Below are 14,063 nucleotides of genomic sequence, written 5' to 3' on the forward strand. Positions count from 1 at the left end.
TGGCTTGGAACCACGTTCAAGCTTCACTCCCGTGGCTGGTTAAGAATATTATCTATGGAACAGGAAGGAACCTTGGCTAAGGAAATAGTATATATTTATCTAAACGTTCCATTTTAGTCATAGGAGGTGCATCAATTGTTTATTTTAGGTATTAATGGCAGCCCCAATCATGATGGAAACACGGTTTTTCTTCTGAAAGAAGCCCTTGCAGCAGCCCGGGAATCAGGGGCGAAAACAGAACTGCTGCATGTGGCAGAGATACTGCAAGGGGTAGAACCCCCATTTTGCGAGATTTGTTCGTCTACTTGTGACGGTGTCTGTGGTGAGGGAAATAAGCTCGGTGAGGCTTTCGATCTATTGCATCGTGTAGATGGAATAATTATGGGCAGCCCTGTTTATTTTGGCACACTATCCGGCCAACTGAAGGCCTTTTGGGATAAAACCCGTGTGCTGCGGCGGGAAAAGGCGCTTCTGAATGTTGTCGGGGGAGCAATTGCTGTAGGGGGTGGACGCTTTGGGGGTCAAGAGACCACACTCAAGGCAATCCACGACATGATGCTGGTTCAGGGGATGATCATTGTCGGTGACGGCTATCGGGAGTTTGACTGCGGTCACCAGGGAGCATGTGCCCAGCGGCCGGCTATGGAGGATGAAAACGGCAAGAAGCGGGCGCACATCCTGGGGCGGCATGTTCTTGAAGTTGCGGCGGCAACAAAGGAACTGCGGATACGCTAAAACGAGGTGGTGGCTTTTGCCAAAGGATCTGTGTATACGTGAGGAGATCGAAAAACAGGAAGCCAAGTATCTTGCTTCTTATGCCACACTGTGCACGGGGTCAAGGGGGCGCCTTTATCCGGAGGATCCCTGCCCGGTGCGAACGGTGTTTATGCGTGACCGCGACCGGATAATCTATTCCAAGGCCTTCCGGCGCCTCAAGCATAAAACCCAGGTTTTCATCTCCCCGGAGGGAGATCACTACAGAACCAGGAGCACCCATACCCTGGAAGTTTCCCAGATCTCCCGCACCCTGGCCCGGGCACTGAGGCTCAATGAAGACCTGACCGAAGCCATCGCTTTAGGGCATGACCTCGGGCACACACCATTCGGGCATTCAGGAGAATCTGCTTTGAATGAAATCTATCCTCCGGCTTTCGCCATAATGAGCAGAGTTTGCGGGTGGTTGATCAACTGGAAGGGGAGCGCGGCCTCAACCTGACCTGGGAGGTGCGGGACGGCATCCTCTGCCACACCGGTCCACGGCATCCTGCAACACTGGAGGGGCAGATCGTCAGGATAGCTGACCGCATCTCTTACATCAATCATGATATCGATGATGCCATCAGGGCGGGGATTATTGAGGAGAGTGACCTGCCCAGGGATTGTGTCAAGATTCTGGGCAACCGTCATAAAGCAAGAATTAACACCATGGTCACAGATATTATCGAGAAAAGCTGGGGAAAACCGGAGATCACCATGAGTGATCATGTTCAGGTGGCCACTGATGGTTTGCGCAGCTTCCTTTTTGAGCAGGTATATATTGGTTCTGTTGCCAAAAAGGAAGAAGCTAAAGCACAACGAATAGTCAAGACACTATACGAGTATTACCTGGAGAACCCCAATTTGCTCACAAAGGAACTAAAGTTAAAGGTATCACGAGAAGGACTGGAAAGATGTGTTGTCGATTATATTGCAGGAATGACCGATCGCTTTGCCTTGAAAACATTTGAGAAACATTTTGTGCCGAACGCCTGGATGAAGTGAACAGATAAGCAGGAGATAAGATGCCCGGTAGCGAACTGTTTACAGGTGCATTTTTTAAGAACGGGTGTTTGTAGAATGGGTCCTATCCCCGAAGAATTTCTGGATAGTGTCCGGAGCGGGGTTGATATCGTTGAGCTGATCAGCGAATATGTTCCTTTAAAAAGATCCGGACAAAACTATATGGGGCTCTGTCCCTTTCACCGGGAGAAGACCCCCTCATTCAGTGTATCACCCGCCAAGCAGATTTTTTACTGTTTTGGCTGTGGTGCAGGGGGAAATGTTTTTTCTTTTTTGATGAAGATGGAGAACTTACCCTTTCTGGATGCCGTGGAAATCCTGGCAGACAGGCTTGGCCTGGATGTGCCTCGCTCCCCTCGTTCAAGGGAGAAACATGAGCGCAAGGAAAGGTTCTATGAACTGAATGCTCATGCAGCAGAATACTATCATAGAATATTAGTATATGGAGCAAAAGCGGAGTCTGCCCGCGGCTACCTGATGGGGCGTGGGGTGAACAGGAGTTCCTGGGAGAAATTCCTGCTGGGTTTTGCTCCCGATGCCGGTGGCGGCCTTTTGAAATATTTAACGGGGAAGGGTTTTTCCCTTCAAGAAATTCGCCAATCAGGACAGTTTAGTGAGCGGTACGGCACCCTGCAGGAGCTTTTCCGCGGTCGTATTATCTTTCCCATCTGTGATGCCAGGGGACGCTGTCTGGGTTTTGGCGGGCGAGCGCTGGGGGATGAGGAGCCCAAATATCTGAACTCTCCTGAATCACCTGTTTTCAATAAGAGCCGCAATTTATACGGTCTTCATCTGGCTATACCTGCGGTTCGGGATCAAAAGAAGATCATTGTGGTGGAGGGCTATTTGGACTGTATCACTGCTCAGGAATATGGTTTCCGAAATACAGTTGCCGCTCTGGGAACAGCCTTTACCCGTGACCAATCACGGCTATTATTGCGCTATACGAAAGACGTTGTCCTGGCTTTTGATGAGGATGCTGCCGGTTCAGCCGCCACGATGCGCGGTGCTGGCTTTTTACAAGAGTTGGGGGCTCAGGTATCCATTCTGAACCTCCCGGAGGCCACAGACCCTGATGACTTTTTGCGAGCCCATGGAAAAGAGGCGTTTGCGTCAGCTTTAGAAAACCGTACAACAGGTTACTTTGAGTTTAGACTGGAACAACTGCTCCGCCAGTATGATCCTGAGGATGTTGTGGAACGAGCGGAAATCGCCAGAGAACTGGTAGAAGAGATCGCAAAGATACCCAATTATGTGGTGCGTGAGGGTTTTATACAGATGGCTGCCCAAAAGATGCATACATCAGAGGAGGCCATCAGCCTGGAATTATCCCGATATTTGAAGAAACAGAGCAAATGGGAGGATAAAAGTGATAAAAATAGATATAATATGGAACAAGGCAAACAAACTTTCGAAAAACGGCGCATACCTGCGTCAGAGGTGGCAAGACGGGGTCTCTTCCGCTTTATGTGCCAGGATCGCACTCTTTTGGAGCGGGTACAGGAAGAACTGGGAGAAGAGGCAGTATTCACTGGCAAGCTAAAAGATTATCATCAACTTTTTACAAAGCCTGATTGGTCCAGCCCCGCGGAATTGATCGAGGTTGCAGCAGACAATCAGGATGAACTGGCAGGTCTCTTGATGAGCGGTGAAGAGATTCACCTGGATAAGGTGCAGAAGGAACAACTGGTAGAAGATTATATTTGGACATTAAAAAAGGAGCAATTAAGCCAGTTAATAGACGCAAAACAAGCTACTTTAAGAAAGTGCGAAAAAAATGGCGATCAAGAAGGAATTAGGGGTCTCTTAGCAGAAATACATGTACTGTACGAAGAACTGGAACAACTAAAAAAAAGTCGGCAGCAAGGGTATAACTTGATGCACTACGAAAGGGGGGATAGCAATGAAAGAAGAACAATCAAGCATGGATGCAGTAAAAGCCTTAATTGAGCGAGGAAAGGAAAAGGGAACTCTCTCCTATGAGGAAATTATGGATACCCTCCAGAATTTCGATCTGAGTTCAGAAAAGATAGACAGCATATATGAGCACTTTGGGGCCATCGGAATTAAAGTCAGTTCAGACGGAAGCGCAAAAGCTGATGCCAAAAATGGTGAAGACTGAAGAAGATGAAGAAACTGATGTGGATCTTTCTGTTCCTGAAGGTGTTGCTATCGATGATCCCGTCCGTATGTACTTAAAAGAGATCGGTCGCATTGACCTGTTGACTGCTGAGGAAGAAGTGGAACTGGCAAAAGGAATAGAGGCCGGAGATGAAGAAGCAAGGCGCCGGCTTGCTGAGGCAAATCTGCGACTTGTTGTGAGTATTGCCAAGCGTTATGTAGGAAGAGGGATGCTTTTTTTAGACCTGATCCAGGAGGGGAACCTGGGCCTGATCAAGGCGGTAGAGAAATTCGATTACCGCAAAGGCTATAAGTTCAGCACATATGCCACCTGGTGGATCAGGCAGGCAATTACCCGGGCCATCGCTGACCAGGCCAGAACGATCCGCATTCCTGTACACATGGTGGAGACCATCAACAAGTTGGTCAGGATCAACAGGCAGCTGCTGCAAGAACTGGGTAGGGATCCCACACCGGAAGAGATCGCTGCAGAGATGGATATCCCACCGGAGCGCGTGCGCGAGATCATGAAAATTGCTCAGGAACCTGTGTCACTGGAAACCCCTATCGGTGAGGAGGAAGACAGCCACTTGGGAGACTTCATCGAAGATGAGGATGCATTGGCTCCGGCAGAGGCAGCGTCATTTATCCTGCTCAAAGAGCAGTTGGAAGAGGTACTGGAAACCCTTACACCCAGAGAAAGGGATGTGCTGCGCCTGCGGTTCGGGCTTATCGATGGGAGGGCGCGCACCTTAGAAGAGGTTGGGCAGAAGTTCAATGTGACGAGAGAGCGCATCAGACAGATAGAGGCAAAAGCACTGCGCAAACTGCGCCACCCCACCCGAAGCAAAAAACTGAAAGACTATCTCGAATAAGAAATGCCCCACCATCAAACAGGAGGGGCTTTTTTTTGGGGTCAGGCTTGAGTAATTGAGTTATTATCGGATACAAGTAAAAACTGGTATTTACCATCAAAGAGGCCTGGCTGGAGGTTAGATATCGGAAGTTTACGGGGACTACCTAATGCTTGATCTGGTATTTCCAAGGGATACCAAAATCAGGCTTATTTTTATTGCCTGATCGGTATGTCTTGGGTAGGTAGTTGTTTCTGAGTAGGAACAGAAGATGATGGACAATTTTTTTTTGGTCATTTTAGAATGATGTTATCCAGGAAAATCGAATCTGGCTCACACATCCCCAGTTTGTTTCTGGCTGTATCTTCTACCCGGTCCAGTGACCGCAGTTTGAGCGCTTCCAGCTCATAGCTCTTATTTTCTCTTTGCAATACGCCTATAGACTGGGCAGATTTATCCACCTGATAGCTGAGGACAGTTGCTGTATTATGAAGGTAGATGTAAGTCAAGAGTAAAAATAGAAGCAGCAGAACGGCAGTAGTAATCATTACAGGTATCTTCAGAGAACGCCGCCTTGTCTTTAACCGGAATTTCTGTTGTGGAAGCGGATGACCAAGTACCACACTGTAATTACACTCCTGTTTTGCAATAACCGAATTCAGTTTACCCATCCTCCTTTTTTCGTGCCCTACAGCTGATTCAGCCAGGACTAACTTTGGGGTTTTCTTCCCGGTTTCACTCTACCGCGAAGTTTTATGCCTTCCTGATCGATAATTTCTTTAGGAAATTGCCATCTGCCATTAATCTTTTGACCATGCAAAAAAGCCGCCTTGCGTGTCACACTGCTGGGATGAACACCCAGCACAGCAGCGGCTTCCCTGGTTGTATAATATTGTTGTGGTGAAAGGGCTGTTGCATCTATAACTGTATTTCCCGCACTATCAAATGCATTAAGGAGATCCTCAAATTCCTTTTGTACCGCCCGCAGCTTAATCGCAGACAGATAGTCATTGCGGTCCAATGCGTGCATAAGTTCAGCCTTGCAATGTTCGATTTTATTGGATATATAGCTGCGCATAGAATTCCCCTCGCATAACAATAATGCAATACCACTCCCATTATTGCACAAAATGCATTGAAATGCAATAACAAAAGTGGATTGTTCTTCTGATCCATCCCTATTTTGTGATTTTTATAGTATAATGGTATAAAACAGTTTCAAACAGGGGTGCCGAAAGGCTGAGAGGCATTTGATGCCAACCCTTTGAACCTGATCTGGGTAATACCAGCGGAGGGAGTGATTAATATGATTTTTTTTCAGGCACTCCATTATCGGTGGGGTGCCTGTGTTGTTTGCGTGGGTGGCCGAGGTCGAGGGGAGCTTGGCGATAGTGGTGTTCATCTATTGGTATCAAGCGTCCCCTTCGGTGGCAGTGGGGTGGCAGAAAGATGTTTTTTTGCCACGTAACATCGGGACATTTTATTTGCTACAGATCACAGGAAGTAAAAACGAAATAACCGGCGAAAGGAGTGTGGATAATGCTATGCAATGTCAGCCTGCAGGTCTTACCAGGTGTTCCTGAGGAGCAGCTCTACCAGGTGGTAGGCCAGGTCATAGAGCTGATTCAAGAATCAGGTGTGAAGTATGTTGTCGGCCCCATGGAGACTACTATGGAGGGAGAACTCCATCAGCTGTTGGGGATCGTGGAAAAGGCACAGGAAGTATGTTTTAAAAATGGGGCTGCGCGAGTTGTCTCTGTAGTTAAGATCGACTGCAAGGCCGGTGGAGTGACCATTGATGAAAAGATCAAAAAGTATCGCTGACTGCGGGGCACCGCTGCTTTTTATAGCTTTGCTTTTAGTGCTCTGGGAGCTGATCGTCAGGTGGGGAAAGGTGCCTGAGTGGATTCTGCCTGGTCCATTACAGATACTGAAGACCTTCGGAGAGACCCTGCCCATGATGCTGAAACACGCCAGAGTCACCATATTCGAGTGCCTGGTGGGTTTTGCGGCTGCCGTCATCCTGGCCTTTATCATTGCCCTGTTGATGGATGAACTGCCGCTGGTGAGGAAGGCCTTATATCCGCTCTTGGTCACCTCCCAGACCGTGCCCATTGTCTCTGTTGCTCCACTGTTTATCATCTGGTTTGGCTACGGCATTTTGCCTAAAATCCTGGTGGTGATCCTGGTCTGCTTCTTCCCAGTGGTGATCAGCCTCCTGGGGGGATTGGCAGCGGTGGATAATGATTATTTGAAGCTCTTCAGGTCAATGGGGGCATCCAAAATGGCGATCTTTCGGATGGTGAAACTTCCCCTTGCCCTTCCCTCCTTTTTCTCAGGGCTGAAGATCTCCGCCACCTACAGTGTGATGGGGGCGGTGATCGGAGAATGGCTGGGGGCTAAAGAGGGACTTGGCAACTACCTGACCCTTTCCCAGCGCTCTTTTATGGTGGATCGGGTTTTTGCCGCCATTTTGGCGATCACTATCTTAAGCCTGATGCTTTTTGCTGTGGTTGTCATTGTGGAAAGGCTGGTCATTCCCTGGCACAGGTTGAATGAGTAGTCAGGAGAAAAGTCTGTATTAGTAGAAAGGTAATGCATATTGGGGTTGTGTGTTTTATTGTGTGTTTTGAGAAATTCCAAGGTATTATCAAACACTTAGAATTTTGAAGGGTGGTTTTTACTGTGAAAAAAGGGTTAATAGCTTTAGCTGTCTGTGTTCTTTCACTTTCAATGCTGTTTCTGGGGGGCTGTGGGGAGACTCAGGAGGATGCTGATCAATTAGAAAAGGTGACCGTGATCCTGGATTGGACACCGAACACCAACCATACAGGTGTCTATGTCGCCCAGAAGATGGGCTATTACAAAGAAGAGGGTCTTGATGTGGAGATCACCCAGCCGGGTGAGGGCGGCGCAGCCCAGCTGATCGCAGCTGACCAGGGGGATTTCGGCTTTAGCTATCAGGAGGAGATGACCATTGCCCGTACCAAGGGACTTCCGGTAAAAGCCATAGCAGGGGTGATCCAGCACAACACATCAGGCTTTGCCTCTCCAGTGGAAAAGGGGATCAAAACCCCTGCAGATTTTGAGGGGAAGAGCTATGGGGGTTGGGGTTCCCCGGCAGAGGAAGCGATGCTGAAGGCATTGATGCTGCAGGATGGTGCTGACTTTGATAAGGTGGAGATGATCAATATCGGTGCTGCGGACTTTTTCTCCTGCATGAAGAAGGATGTGGATTTCTCCTGGATCTTCTGGGGTTGGACCGGGATCGAATCAGAAATCAGGGGGGTTCCTTTAAACTTTATCCAGCTGCGCGATTATCACGATGCCCTGGACTTCTACTCCCCGGTGCTGATCGCCAGTGATAAAACCATCGAAGAGAATCCAGCCCTTGTGGAAAAGTTCATGAAGGCCACTTCCAGGGGGTATCAGTACTGCATCAATAATCCGGAAAAAGCCGGGGAAATTCTCCTGGAAAGTGTCCCGGAACTGAATAAAGACCTGGTGATCAAGAGCCAGCAGTATCTGGCCAAAGAGTATCAAAGTGATGCTAAAAGATGGGGTGAGATGTCAGAGGAGCGTTGGGAGAAGTATGCTGACTGGATGTACTCCCAAAAGCTGATCGAAAAACCCCTGGATGCTAAAAGTGCTTTTACCAATGATTTTTTACCGGAGGAGTAAGAATTGCCAGAGATAGTTGTGGAGGGGATCAGTAAAACTTTAGGTGGACTGCTGACCCTGGGTGAGATCAGTCTCAAAGCTGTTGATCAGGAGTTTGTCGGGATCCTGGGTCCAAGTGGCTGTGGAAAAAGCACACTGTTCAACATCATCTCCGGGCTGATCCTGCCGGATGCCGGGAGGGTGATCATCGATGGACAGGACTTTACCGGAGTCACCGGACGGGTGAGCTATATGCACCAGAAGGACCTGCTCCTGCCCTCCTGCAGCATCCTGGATAACACCAGTATCCCCCTGATTTTAAAGGGGGTGCCGAAGCGAAAGGCCAAAGCAGTGGCAGCGCAGTATTTTGAACAGTTTGGGCTTGCGGGTTTTGAGCACTACTATCCCTCCCAGCTTTCCGGGGGGATGAGGCAAAGGGCCGCCCTGCTCAGGACATACCTTTTTTCCAGTGATATCATGCTGCTTGATGAGCCTTTTGCTTCACTGGATGCCATCACCAGAAGAAAGATGCAGGTCTGGCTGTTGGGGGTGTTTAAGGAACTGCACCCCACAGTTCTCTTTATTACACATGATGTGGAGGAGGCACTTTTCCTGTGTGACAGAGTCTATGTGCTTTCCGAGTGTCCCAGTGAGGTTTGCCTGGAGGTGAAGGTTCCCTTCTGCAGGCCTGAAAGTTCACGCACCATCACTGATCCCAGCTATAGCAAACTGCGGGATGACATACTTGATGCCCTGTCTATTTGAACCGGGGTCAGGCTTGAGTTATTTACTTAAGATCGCCTTGGTTGGAAAAGGGATTGATCAGTTGGTTAAAATTATAAAAAGATCATGAGAACCATCCCCCTGATCTCCTATAGTTCGTACTGTCTGTATTTCTTTTCTGCCAGGGTCAGAATCCAAAGATAGAGGCTGACTGAGATGGCTGTGACGAAAAGCAGGAGAATAGAATAACCCAACCACCAGGGAGCAAAAAGGGCCAGGCTAACACTTATGCCTCCTGTGATGGCCATGAAAAGCAGGGTGATCAGCATGATAAACATTACATTCAGGTTATTTTTGACGGCACGCTGGGGGTCCTCCCAATCGAAATAAGGGCGTGCAAAATCGATAATCATTCCCAGGGCGGTTACTGTGGCGGCAGTGACCAGTGCCAGGACAGCAAGCATTAATGTATCCGATAAGCTCAACCGCAGCAGAATAATGCACAAGACAAAGAGGGGGAGTGTGCAGATAAAGTTAATTGCCAGGATATACCAGAATTTGGCCTTGACCTGTTCCCGAGGGCTGGCCGGGATCAACTGGGAAAGTGGAAACAGTTTGCCCTCACGGGAAAATGCCGATGGAGACAGTGGTAAAGTACCGGCGACGAAGGTCATAAAGGCGATAATAGACAGTTTAAGATAGGGGTATTTGACTAGATATGACCCAAGTTCCCTGAACTCAAACATCGCTTTCTGAGCCAACAGGGGAAGCACAGCAAAAACCGGGACGATGATGGCCACCGGAAGGACATTCATCAGAAAAACGGGAGTGCGAATAAAGAGGCGGTGCTCCCGAAGCACCAGCGCCTTGAAAGGTGATGAGGCCTTCCAGATGCTTTTACGGTTGTTGATGATGCGGTGTTTTCTGGCTACCTCTTCACCTGAAAAGAGTCCGCGGTAGAAATGTTTTTCTCCCAGGTACAGCATCAAAGCGACCAAAGCCCCGGTCAGCAACAGGAAAAACCCAAGATTGAGCAGCCCTTCAGCAGTTCCGGCCATAGCCAGGGCTTTAGTAACCCAGACTGCCGGAGGAAAGCTCTGCCCTATTTCTGTTAACAACGCCCCATGTGTTTGAATGATCGATTCAATTGAAGAGAGTTCATCTCCCTCTGGGAGTGACTGCATAAAAAATTGAATTCCGATCACAAACACGATTACGAGAACATAGGTCAGGATAGTGAAGATGTCTTTCAGGCGTTTGCTGCCTGCTCTGCTCATTAGTAAAATGCTTATAACTGCCGCCGGAGCCAGCGGCAAGGCAGGGAAGAGGAGAAAGATCAGGGCAGCCAGGATGATGTACAGCAGACCCATCCCTTCTCCCATGCCAAAAACGATCAGCGGTGGAAGCAGGATGATGGCCTGTGACAGGTACTGGTTGGTCACCACCAATGAAAAACGAGCAGCTATAACCTGTAAGGGTTTCAGCGGCAGTGCCGCTAAAATGGCGTTGTCCTGGGCGAAATAAAAGGTGCTGATCGTTGTACCGATATCAAAGATAAAGGTTATGAAAGCGACCACCAGAAAACCCAAGACCAAGACTATTCCCGGTTCGTCGATCATCTTGCCGGCGTTATATAAAGCATTAGAAAAGAGCATAGCCATCGAGAAAATAAAAGCAATACCGACTCCTATCCCAATGACCGCCAGAATTGGCTGCCATAACTCCTTCTTTTCCACCAGGTATTTCTGCTTCATCGCTGAGATACCGTAATAATTGCGAAAAATAACCCTTATCAGGGCAAGGAATGGCTTCATTGTGTCAACTCCAAGAAGATTTTCTCCAGAGTTTCTTTCTCGTGGTGTTTATTGATTTCATCCAGGGTGCCACAGGCTATAATCCTTCCTTTGTTGATAATAGCAACGCGATCGCAGAGCCGTTCTGCCACCTCCAGGATATGGGTGGAGAAAAACACCGTATTTCCGTGGCAACAGTGTTCGCCCATCAGGTCCTTAAGCAAAAAGGAGGAACGGGGGTCAAGCCCCACCATCGGTTCATCCATGATCCAAACCGGTGGGTTGTGCAGGAGTGCCCCGGTCAAAACCAGTTTTTGTTTCATGCCGTGTGAGTAACTCTGTACCAGGTCACCAATGGCCTCCTTGATGCCGAAGATCTCCAGGAGGTGCTCAATGCGCTTTCCCCTTCTCCTCTCCGGCACCTGGTAAACATCCGCCAGAAAATTTAAGTACTCGGCTCCGGTCAGGCGATCATACACCTGGGGCTGGTCCGGTACAAAACCGATTTGGCGTTTCGCTGTTAAGGGATCCCTGAGCACATCGATATTCGCAACCTTGACACTTCCGGAATCAGGCTGCAGCAGCCCTACGATCATCTTAATAGTGGTGGTTTTTCCGGCACCGTTTGGCCCCAGAAATCCGAAGATCTCACCTGGCTTTACTGTAAGTGTGACATCATCAACAGCCTTGACACTACCTTTGGCATAGGATTTGGTAACACCGATAAGTTCAATCATAAGCAACTGTCCTTTCTAAAGGGTTCCTGTCACTGGGCTATCCCTAAACGCGGCCGGCCTGCTTTATTGCAAATTCCCAATGGCGTTAAATGAACGCCATTGTCAGCCCCTATCAGATTTTGAAAGTACGGATGATTCACTCAGTTTAAAGAGTTGTTATCTTAAATTCTCAACCTAACTTAGTATATCCTGCCTATTAGCAAGGCAATTGTTAATTTTTATTTAATGGCAGTATTCAGATGTGTATTATATTTCTATAATCCATTTCCGTGTCAAACAATTGCTTTAAAAACTAATTGCCGAAACATTGACTGAAGGTGCTGTTTGTCATATAATAATCATGTCACAGTTCACAGCATTCCTCGGTAGCTCAACGGTAGAGCATCCGGCTGTTAACCGGAGAGTTGCAGGTTCGAATCCTGCCCGGGGAGCCAGGGGCCCATAGCTCAAGGGTAGAGCACTCGGCTCATAACCGATTGGTTCCAGGTTCGAATCCTGTGGGCCCACCAGTTTAGAGGTCAGAGGTCGGAGGCTGGAAGTCGGAGGAAAGATGGACGGCTGAGACCGGAGGTTGGAGAAAAAAAGATAGGTAGATGGGCGCGTAGCTCAGTGGCAAGAGCGCTTGACTCACATTCAAGAGGTCGTAGGTTCAATCCCTACCGCGCCCACCATTTTAGAAGTCAGAGGCCGGAAGTCGGAAGCTGGAAGCCGGAAGCCGGAAGCCGGAAGCCGGAAGTCGGAGAGAAGAATATATTCTGTATTGTTTTGGCCACCATTTGGCCTTTTTTTATTTTGTGCCCAAAGGGGTCAGTTTATCGTGTCAAAATAAAGATAGATTCTGGAGAAGAAAGGGAATCACTAATAATTGTGGAAATTATTATATAAAACAACACATCTTTCGGAGGTGATTTTTTGCGCGTCCGTTTTGACTGCCCTGGAGTTGAGCACACAGCTGAGGAATGCCACGGCAAGTGCTGTGTTAATTGTAAATGCCAACTCTGCATCGGGAAATGTGCTTATTATAATAAAAAAGATTCGTGTTGTATCAGTGCCATTGAGGGAGTATGTAGGCACCCAGATTCATCAAATTTCGGGGTGCCATGTCAGATAAAGGGATGGCCGCCGGGTGATTGTCCAGATTTTGATCCAACGTGTTTGTGGTAACTTTGCTTTAAGTTGCCAGTAACCCTGTCCAAAGTGCATTAAAGTATTAATCCACAAGATTCTCGCCTACAGAGCTGTATTTTGCATCCCTGTTAATTCCCGTTCATTAGCGCTTGAATTGATGATGTTGTGATGCCACCGCTATAACAAACAGTTATGTATGATATAGCAGGATATTATGGCTATATGTATAATTATTTTATAAGGAACATTTCATAGGGAAGTTGAAAAACTAACAAACAGCACCACTGACCAGCAAAGCAACCTAGATAGTTATCTTGATAAAACCACTAAGGTAACCTATATGGCCGGTGTCACCAAAAAATAGAGAGCTCCCAGCAAAGGGCAGAGTGCCAGGTGGTGCCCATACTGCTTGGTGCTTTGCCTTATGCTTATTAGATGTGTCAAAGCTCAGATAGACACCCCTGAGCGACACCAGCAGAGGATAAAAACAGGAGCTGAAGTTGAATAATGTTAAGGAATCTGCGAAAAAGATGACATCTGACTGCTGACCCTTATTTTCAGGGTAGAGAATCCTGTTGAAAATACTCTAGCAGGACACACATAGGTTGATTGATGTAAATTGTACTGTTAACGATGGGGAGAAAAGGAGTGATCGAGTTTTGAAACCAGCTCTGTTGGAGAACTTTGGCAGCTTAAGAGAAGAAAATATGGTAGCCATGAGGTGTGCCCAGGAGAAAGGCACCAGAGTAGTCGGTATTTTCTGCGCCTACTGTCCTCGGGAACTTGTCCTGGCTGCAGGGGCAATACCGGTTAGTTTGTGTGGGACTCAAGAAGCGCCCATTGCTGCGGCAGAAAGGGACCTGCCGTGCAATCTGTGTCCATTGATCAAGTCTTCGTACGGCTTTGCGCTGACAGAACAATGCCCTTTCTTTTTACTTTCCGACCTGGTAATTGGGGAGACAACCTGTGACGGCAAGAAAAAAAATGTTTGAGCTGCTGCAGAAAAATGTGATGAAGCCCGTATATGTGATGCACCTGCCGCAGGTCCCGGATGATGCAGCTTCACTTGAGCTCTGGTATGAGGAGCTGCAGAGGCTAAAAAAGCACCTGGAAGCTGCCCTCGAGGTTGAAATTACAGATGAGGCGCTGTATGAAGCCATCCACAACAATAACGAAGAGGCCCTGAGAGCTTTGACAGGGTTTAATTTGACAATGAACAAGGCAAACCCGCGTCTTATACTCCGGGTTAGACATGTTAAAAGTGTTCC

The 14,063-nt window shown here is 48.0% G+C and carries 12 protein-coding genes, 3 tRNA genes, 2 pseudogenes and 1 riboswitch; of the genes and pseudogenes, 13 read left to right on the forward strand and 4 right to left on the reverse strand.

All coding sequences use genetic code 11. The features are described 5' to 3' along the window. The first annotated feature begins 126 nt into the window (after positions 1–126). The 4 genes and pseudogenes from SSCH_RS01470 (at position 127) to rpoD (ending at position 4,775) form a co-directional block, all read left to right on the forward strand. Positions 127–735, forward strand: a complete 609-nt coding sequence (locus SSCH_RS01470) for a flavodoxin family protein (RefSeq protein ID WP_232294144.1) — start codon at positions 127–129, stop codon at positions 733–735. A gap of 28 nt (positions 736–763) precedes the next feature. After that, a pseudogene (locus SSCH_RS01475) lies at positions 764–1,761 on the forward strand (deoxyguanosinetriphosphate triphosphohydrolase). A 75-nt stretch (positions 1,762–1,836) separates the two neighbouring features. Beyond that, positions 1,837–3,729, forward strand: a complete 1,893-nt coding sequence (gene dnaG, locus SSCH_RS15990) for a DNA primase (protein WP_052835182.1) — start codon at positions 1,837–1,839, stop codon at positions 3,727–3,729. Further along, positions 3,683–4,775 (forward strand): annotated as a pseudogene (gene rpoD / locus SSCH_RS01485) (RNA polymerase sigma factor RpoD). Before dnaG ends, rpoD begins: the two are co-directional and overlap by 47 nt. 272 nt (positions 4,776–5,047) lie before the next feature. On the opposite strand, the gene SSCH_RS01490 reads toward rpoD, so the two are convergent. Both SSCH_RS01490 and SSCH_RS01495 read right to left on the reverse strand, forming a co-directional pair. Then, positions 5,048–5,425, reverse strand: a complete 378-nt coding sequence (locus SSCH_RS01490) for a septum formation initiator family protein (protein WP_044663925.1) — start codon at positions 5,423–5,425, stop codon at positions 5,048–5,050. Between the two features lie 38 nt (positions 5,426–5,463). After that, complete coding sequence (locus SSCH_RS01495; protein ID WP_044663926.1) at positions 5,464–5,832, reverse strand: helix-turn-helix domain-containing protein; 369 nt, start codon at positions 5,830–5,832, stop codon at positions 5,464–5,466. Positions 5,833–5,968: 136 nt separating this feature from the next. Then, a riboswitch (TPP riboswitch) is annotated at positions 5,969–6,070 on the forward strand. A gap of 223 nt (positions 6,071–6,293) precedes the next feature. On the opposite strand from SSCH_RS01495, the gene SSCH_RS01500 reads away from it, so the two are divergent. From SSCH_RS01500 to SSCH_RS01515, 4 genes are all read left to right on the forward strand, one after another. After that, positions 6,294–6,578, forward strand: coding sequence for a thiamine-binding protein (locus tag SSCH_RS01500; RefSeq protein ID WP_044663927.1), 285 nt, complete (start codon positions 6,294–6,296; stop codon positions 6,576–6,578). Continuing rightward, positions 6,553–7,317 carry an ABC transporter permease gene (locus SSCH_RS01505; RefSeq protein ID WP_044663928.1) on the forward strand — a complete coding sequence of 255 codons (765 nt, stop codon included), beginning with the start codon at positions 6,553–6,555 and terminating at the stop codon, positions 7,315–7,317. Before SSCH_RS01500 ends, SSCH_RS01505 begins: the two co-directional genes overlap by 26 nt. A gap of 122 nt (positions 7,318–7,439) precedes the next feature. Further along, a complete protein-coding gene (locus tag SSCH_RS01510; RefSeq protein ID WP_044663929.1) occupies positions 7,440–8,435 on the forward strand; it encodes an ABC transporter substrate-binding protein in 996 nt (331 codons plus the stop codon). Positions 8,436–8,438: 3 nt separating this feature from the next. Continuing rightward, positions 8,439–9,179, forward strand: a complete 741-nt coding sequence (locus SSCH_RS01515) for an ABC transporter ATP-binding protein (protein ID WP_044663930.1) — start codon at positions 8,439–8,441, stop codon at positions 9,177–9,179. 107 nt (positions 9,180–9,286) lie between these two features. Here the strand turns inward: SSCH_RS01515 and SSCH_RS01520 are convergent, their stop codons facing one another. Then, positions 9,287–10,951, reverse strand: coding sequence for a putative ABC transporter permease subunit (locus SSCH_RS01520; RefSeq protein WP_044663931.1), 1,665 nt, complete (start codon positions 10,949–10,951; stop codon positions 9,287–9,289). Further along, a complete protein-coding gene (locus tag SSCH_RS01525; RefSeq protein ID WP_044663932.1) occupies positions 10,948–11,667 on the reverse strand; it encodes an ABC transporter ATP-binding protein in 720 nt (239 codons plus the stop codon). Before SSCH_RS01525 ends, SSCH_RS01520 begins: the two co-directional genes overlap by 4 nt. Before the next feature lie 359 nt (positions 11,668–12,026). Here SSCH_RS01525 and SSCH_RS01530 point away from each other — a divergent pair. The 5 genes from SSCH_RS01530 to SSCH_RS20665 all read left to right on the forward strand — a co-directional run. Then, positions 12,027–12,101: transfer RNA gene (locus SSCH_RS01530), tRNA-Asn, on the forward strand. Position 12,102: 1 nt separating this feature from the next. Beyond that, positions 12,103–12,176: transfer RNA gene (locus tag SSCH_RS01535), tRNA-Ile, on the forward strand. Positions 12,177–12,262: 86 nt separating this feature from the next. Continuing rightward, a tRNA-Val gene (locus SSCH_RS01540) sits at positions 12,263–12,338 on the forward strand. Between the two features lie 1,062 nt (positions 12,339–13,400). Beyond that, positions 13,401–13,787, forward strand: a complete 387-nt coding sequence (locus SSCH_RS20660) for a 2-hydroxyacyl-CoA dehydratase (RefSeq protein ID WP_052835183.1) — start codon at positions 13,401–13,403, stop codon at positions 13,785–13,787. Beyond that, positions 13,780–14,063: 2-hydroxyacyl-CoA dehydratase (locus SSCH_RS20665; RefSeq protein WP_198142073.1), on the forward strand; the 284-nt coding region annotated here is incomplete at its 3' end. The genes SSCH_RS20660 and SSCH_RS20665, both read left to right, overlap by 8 nt.

The organism is Syntrophaceticus schinkii (assembly GCF_000946815.1).
GTDB classification, from domain to species: Bacteria; Bacillota; DSM-12270; order Thermacetogeniales; family Thermacetogeniaceae; genus Syntrophaceticus; species Syntrophaceticus schinkii.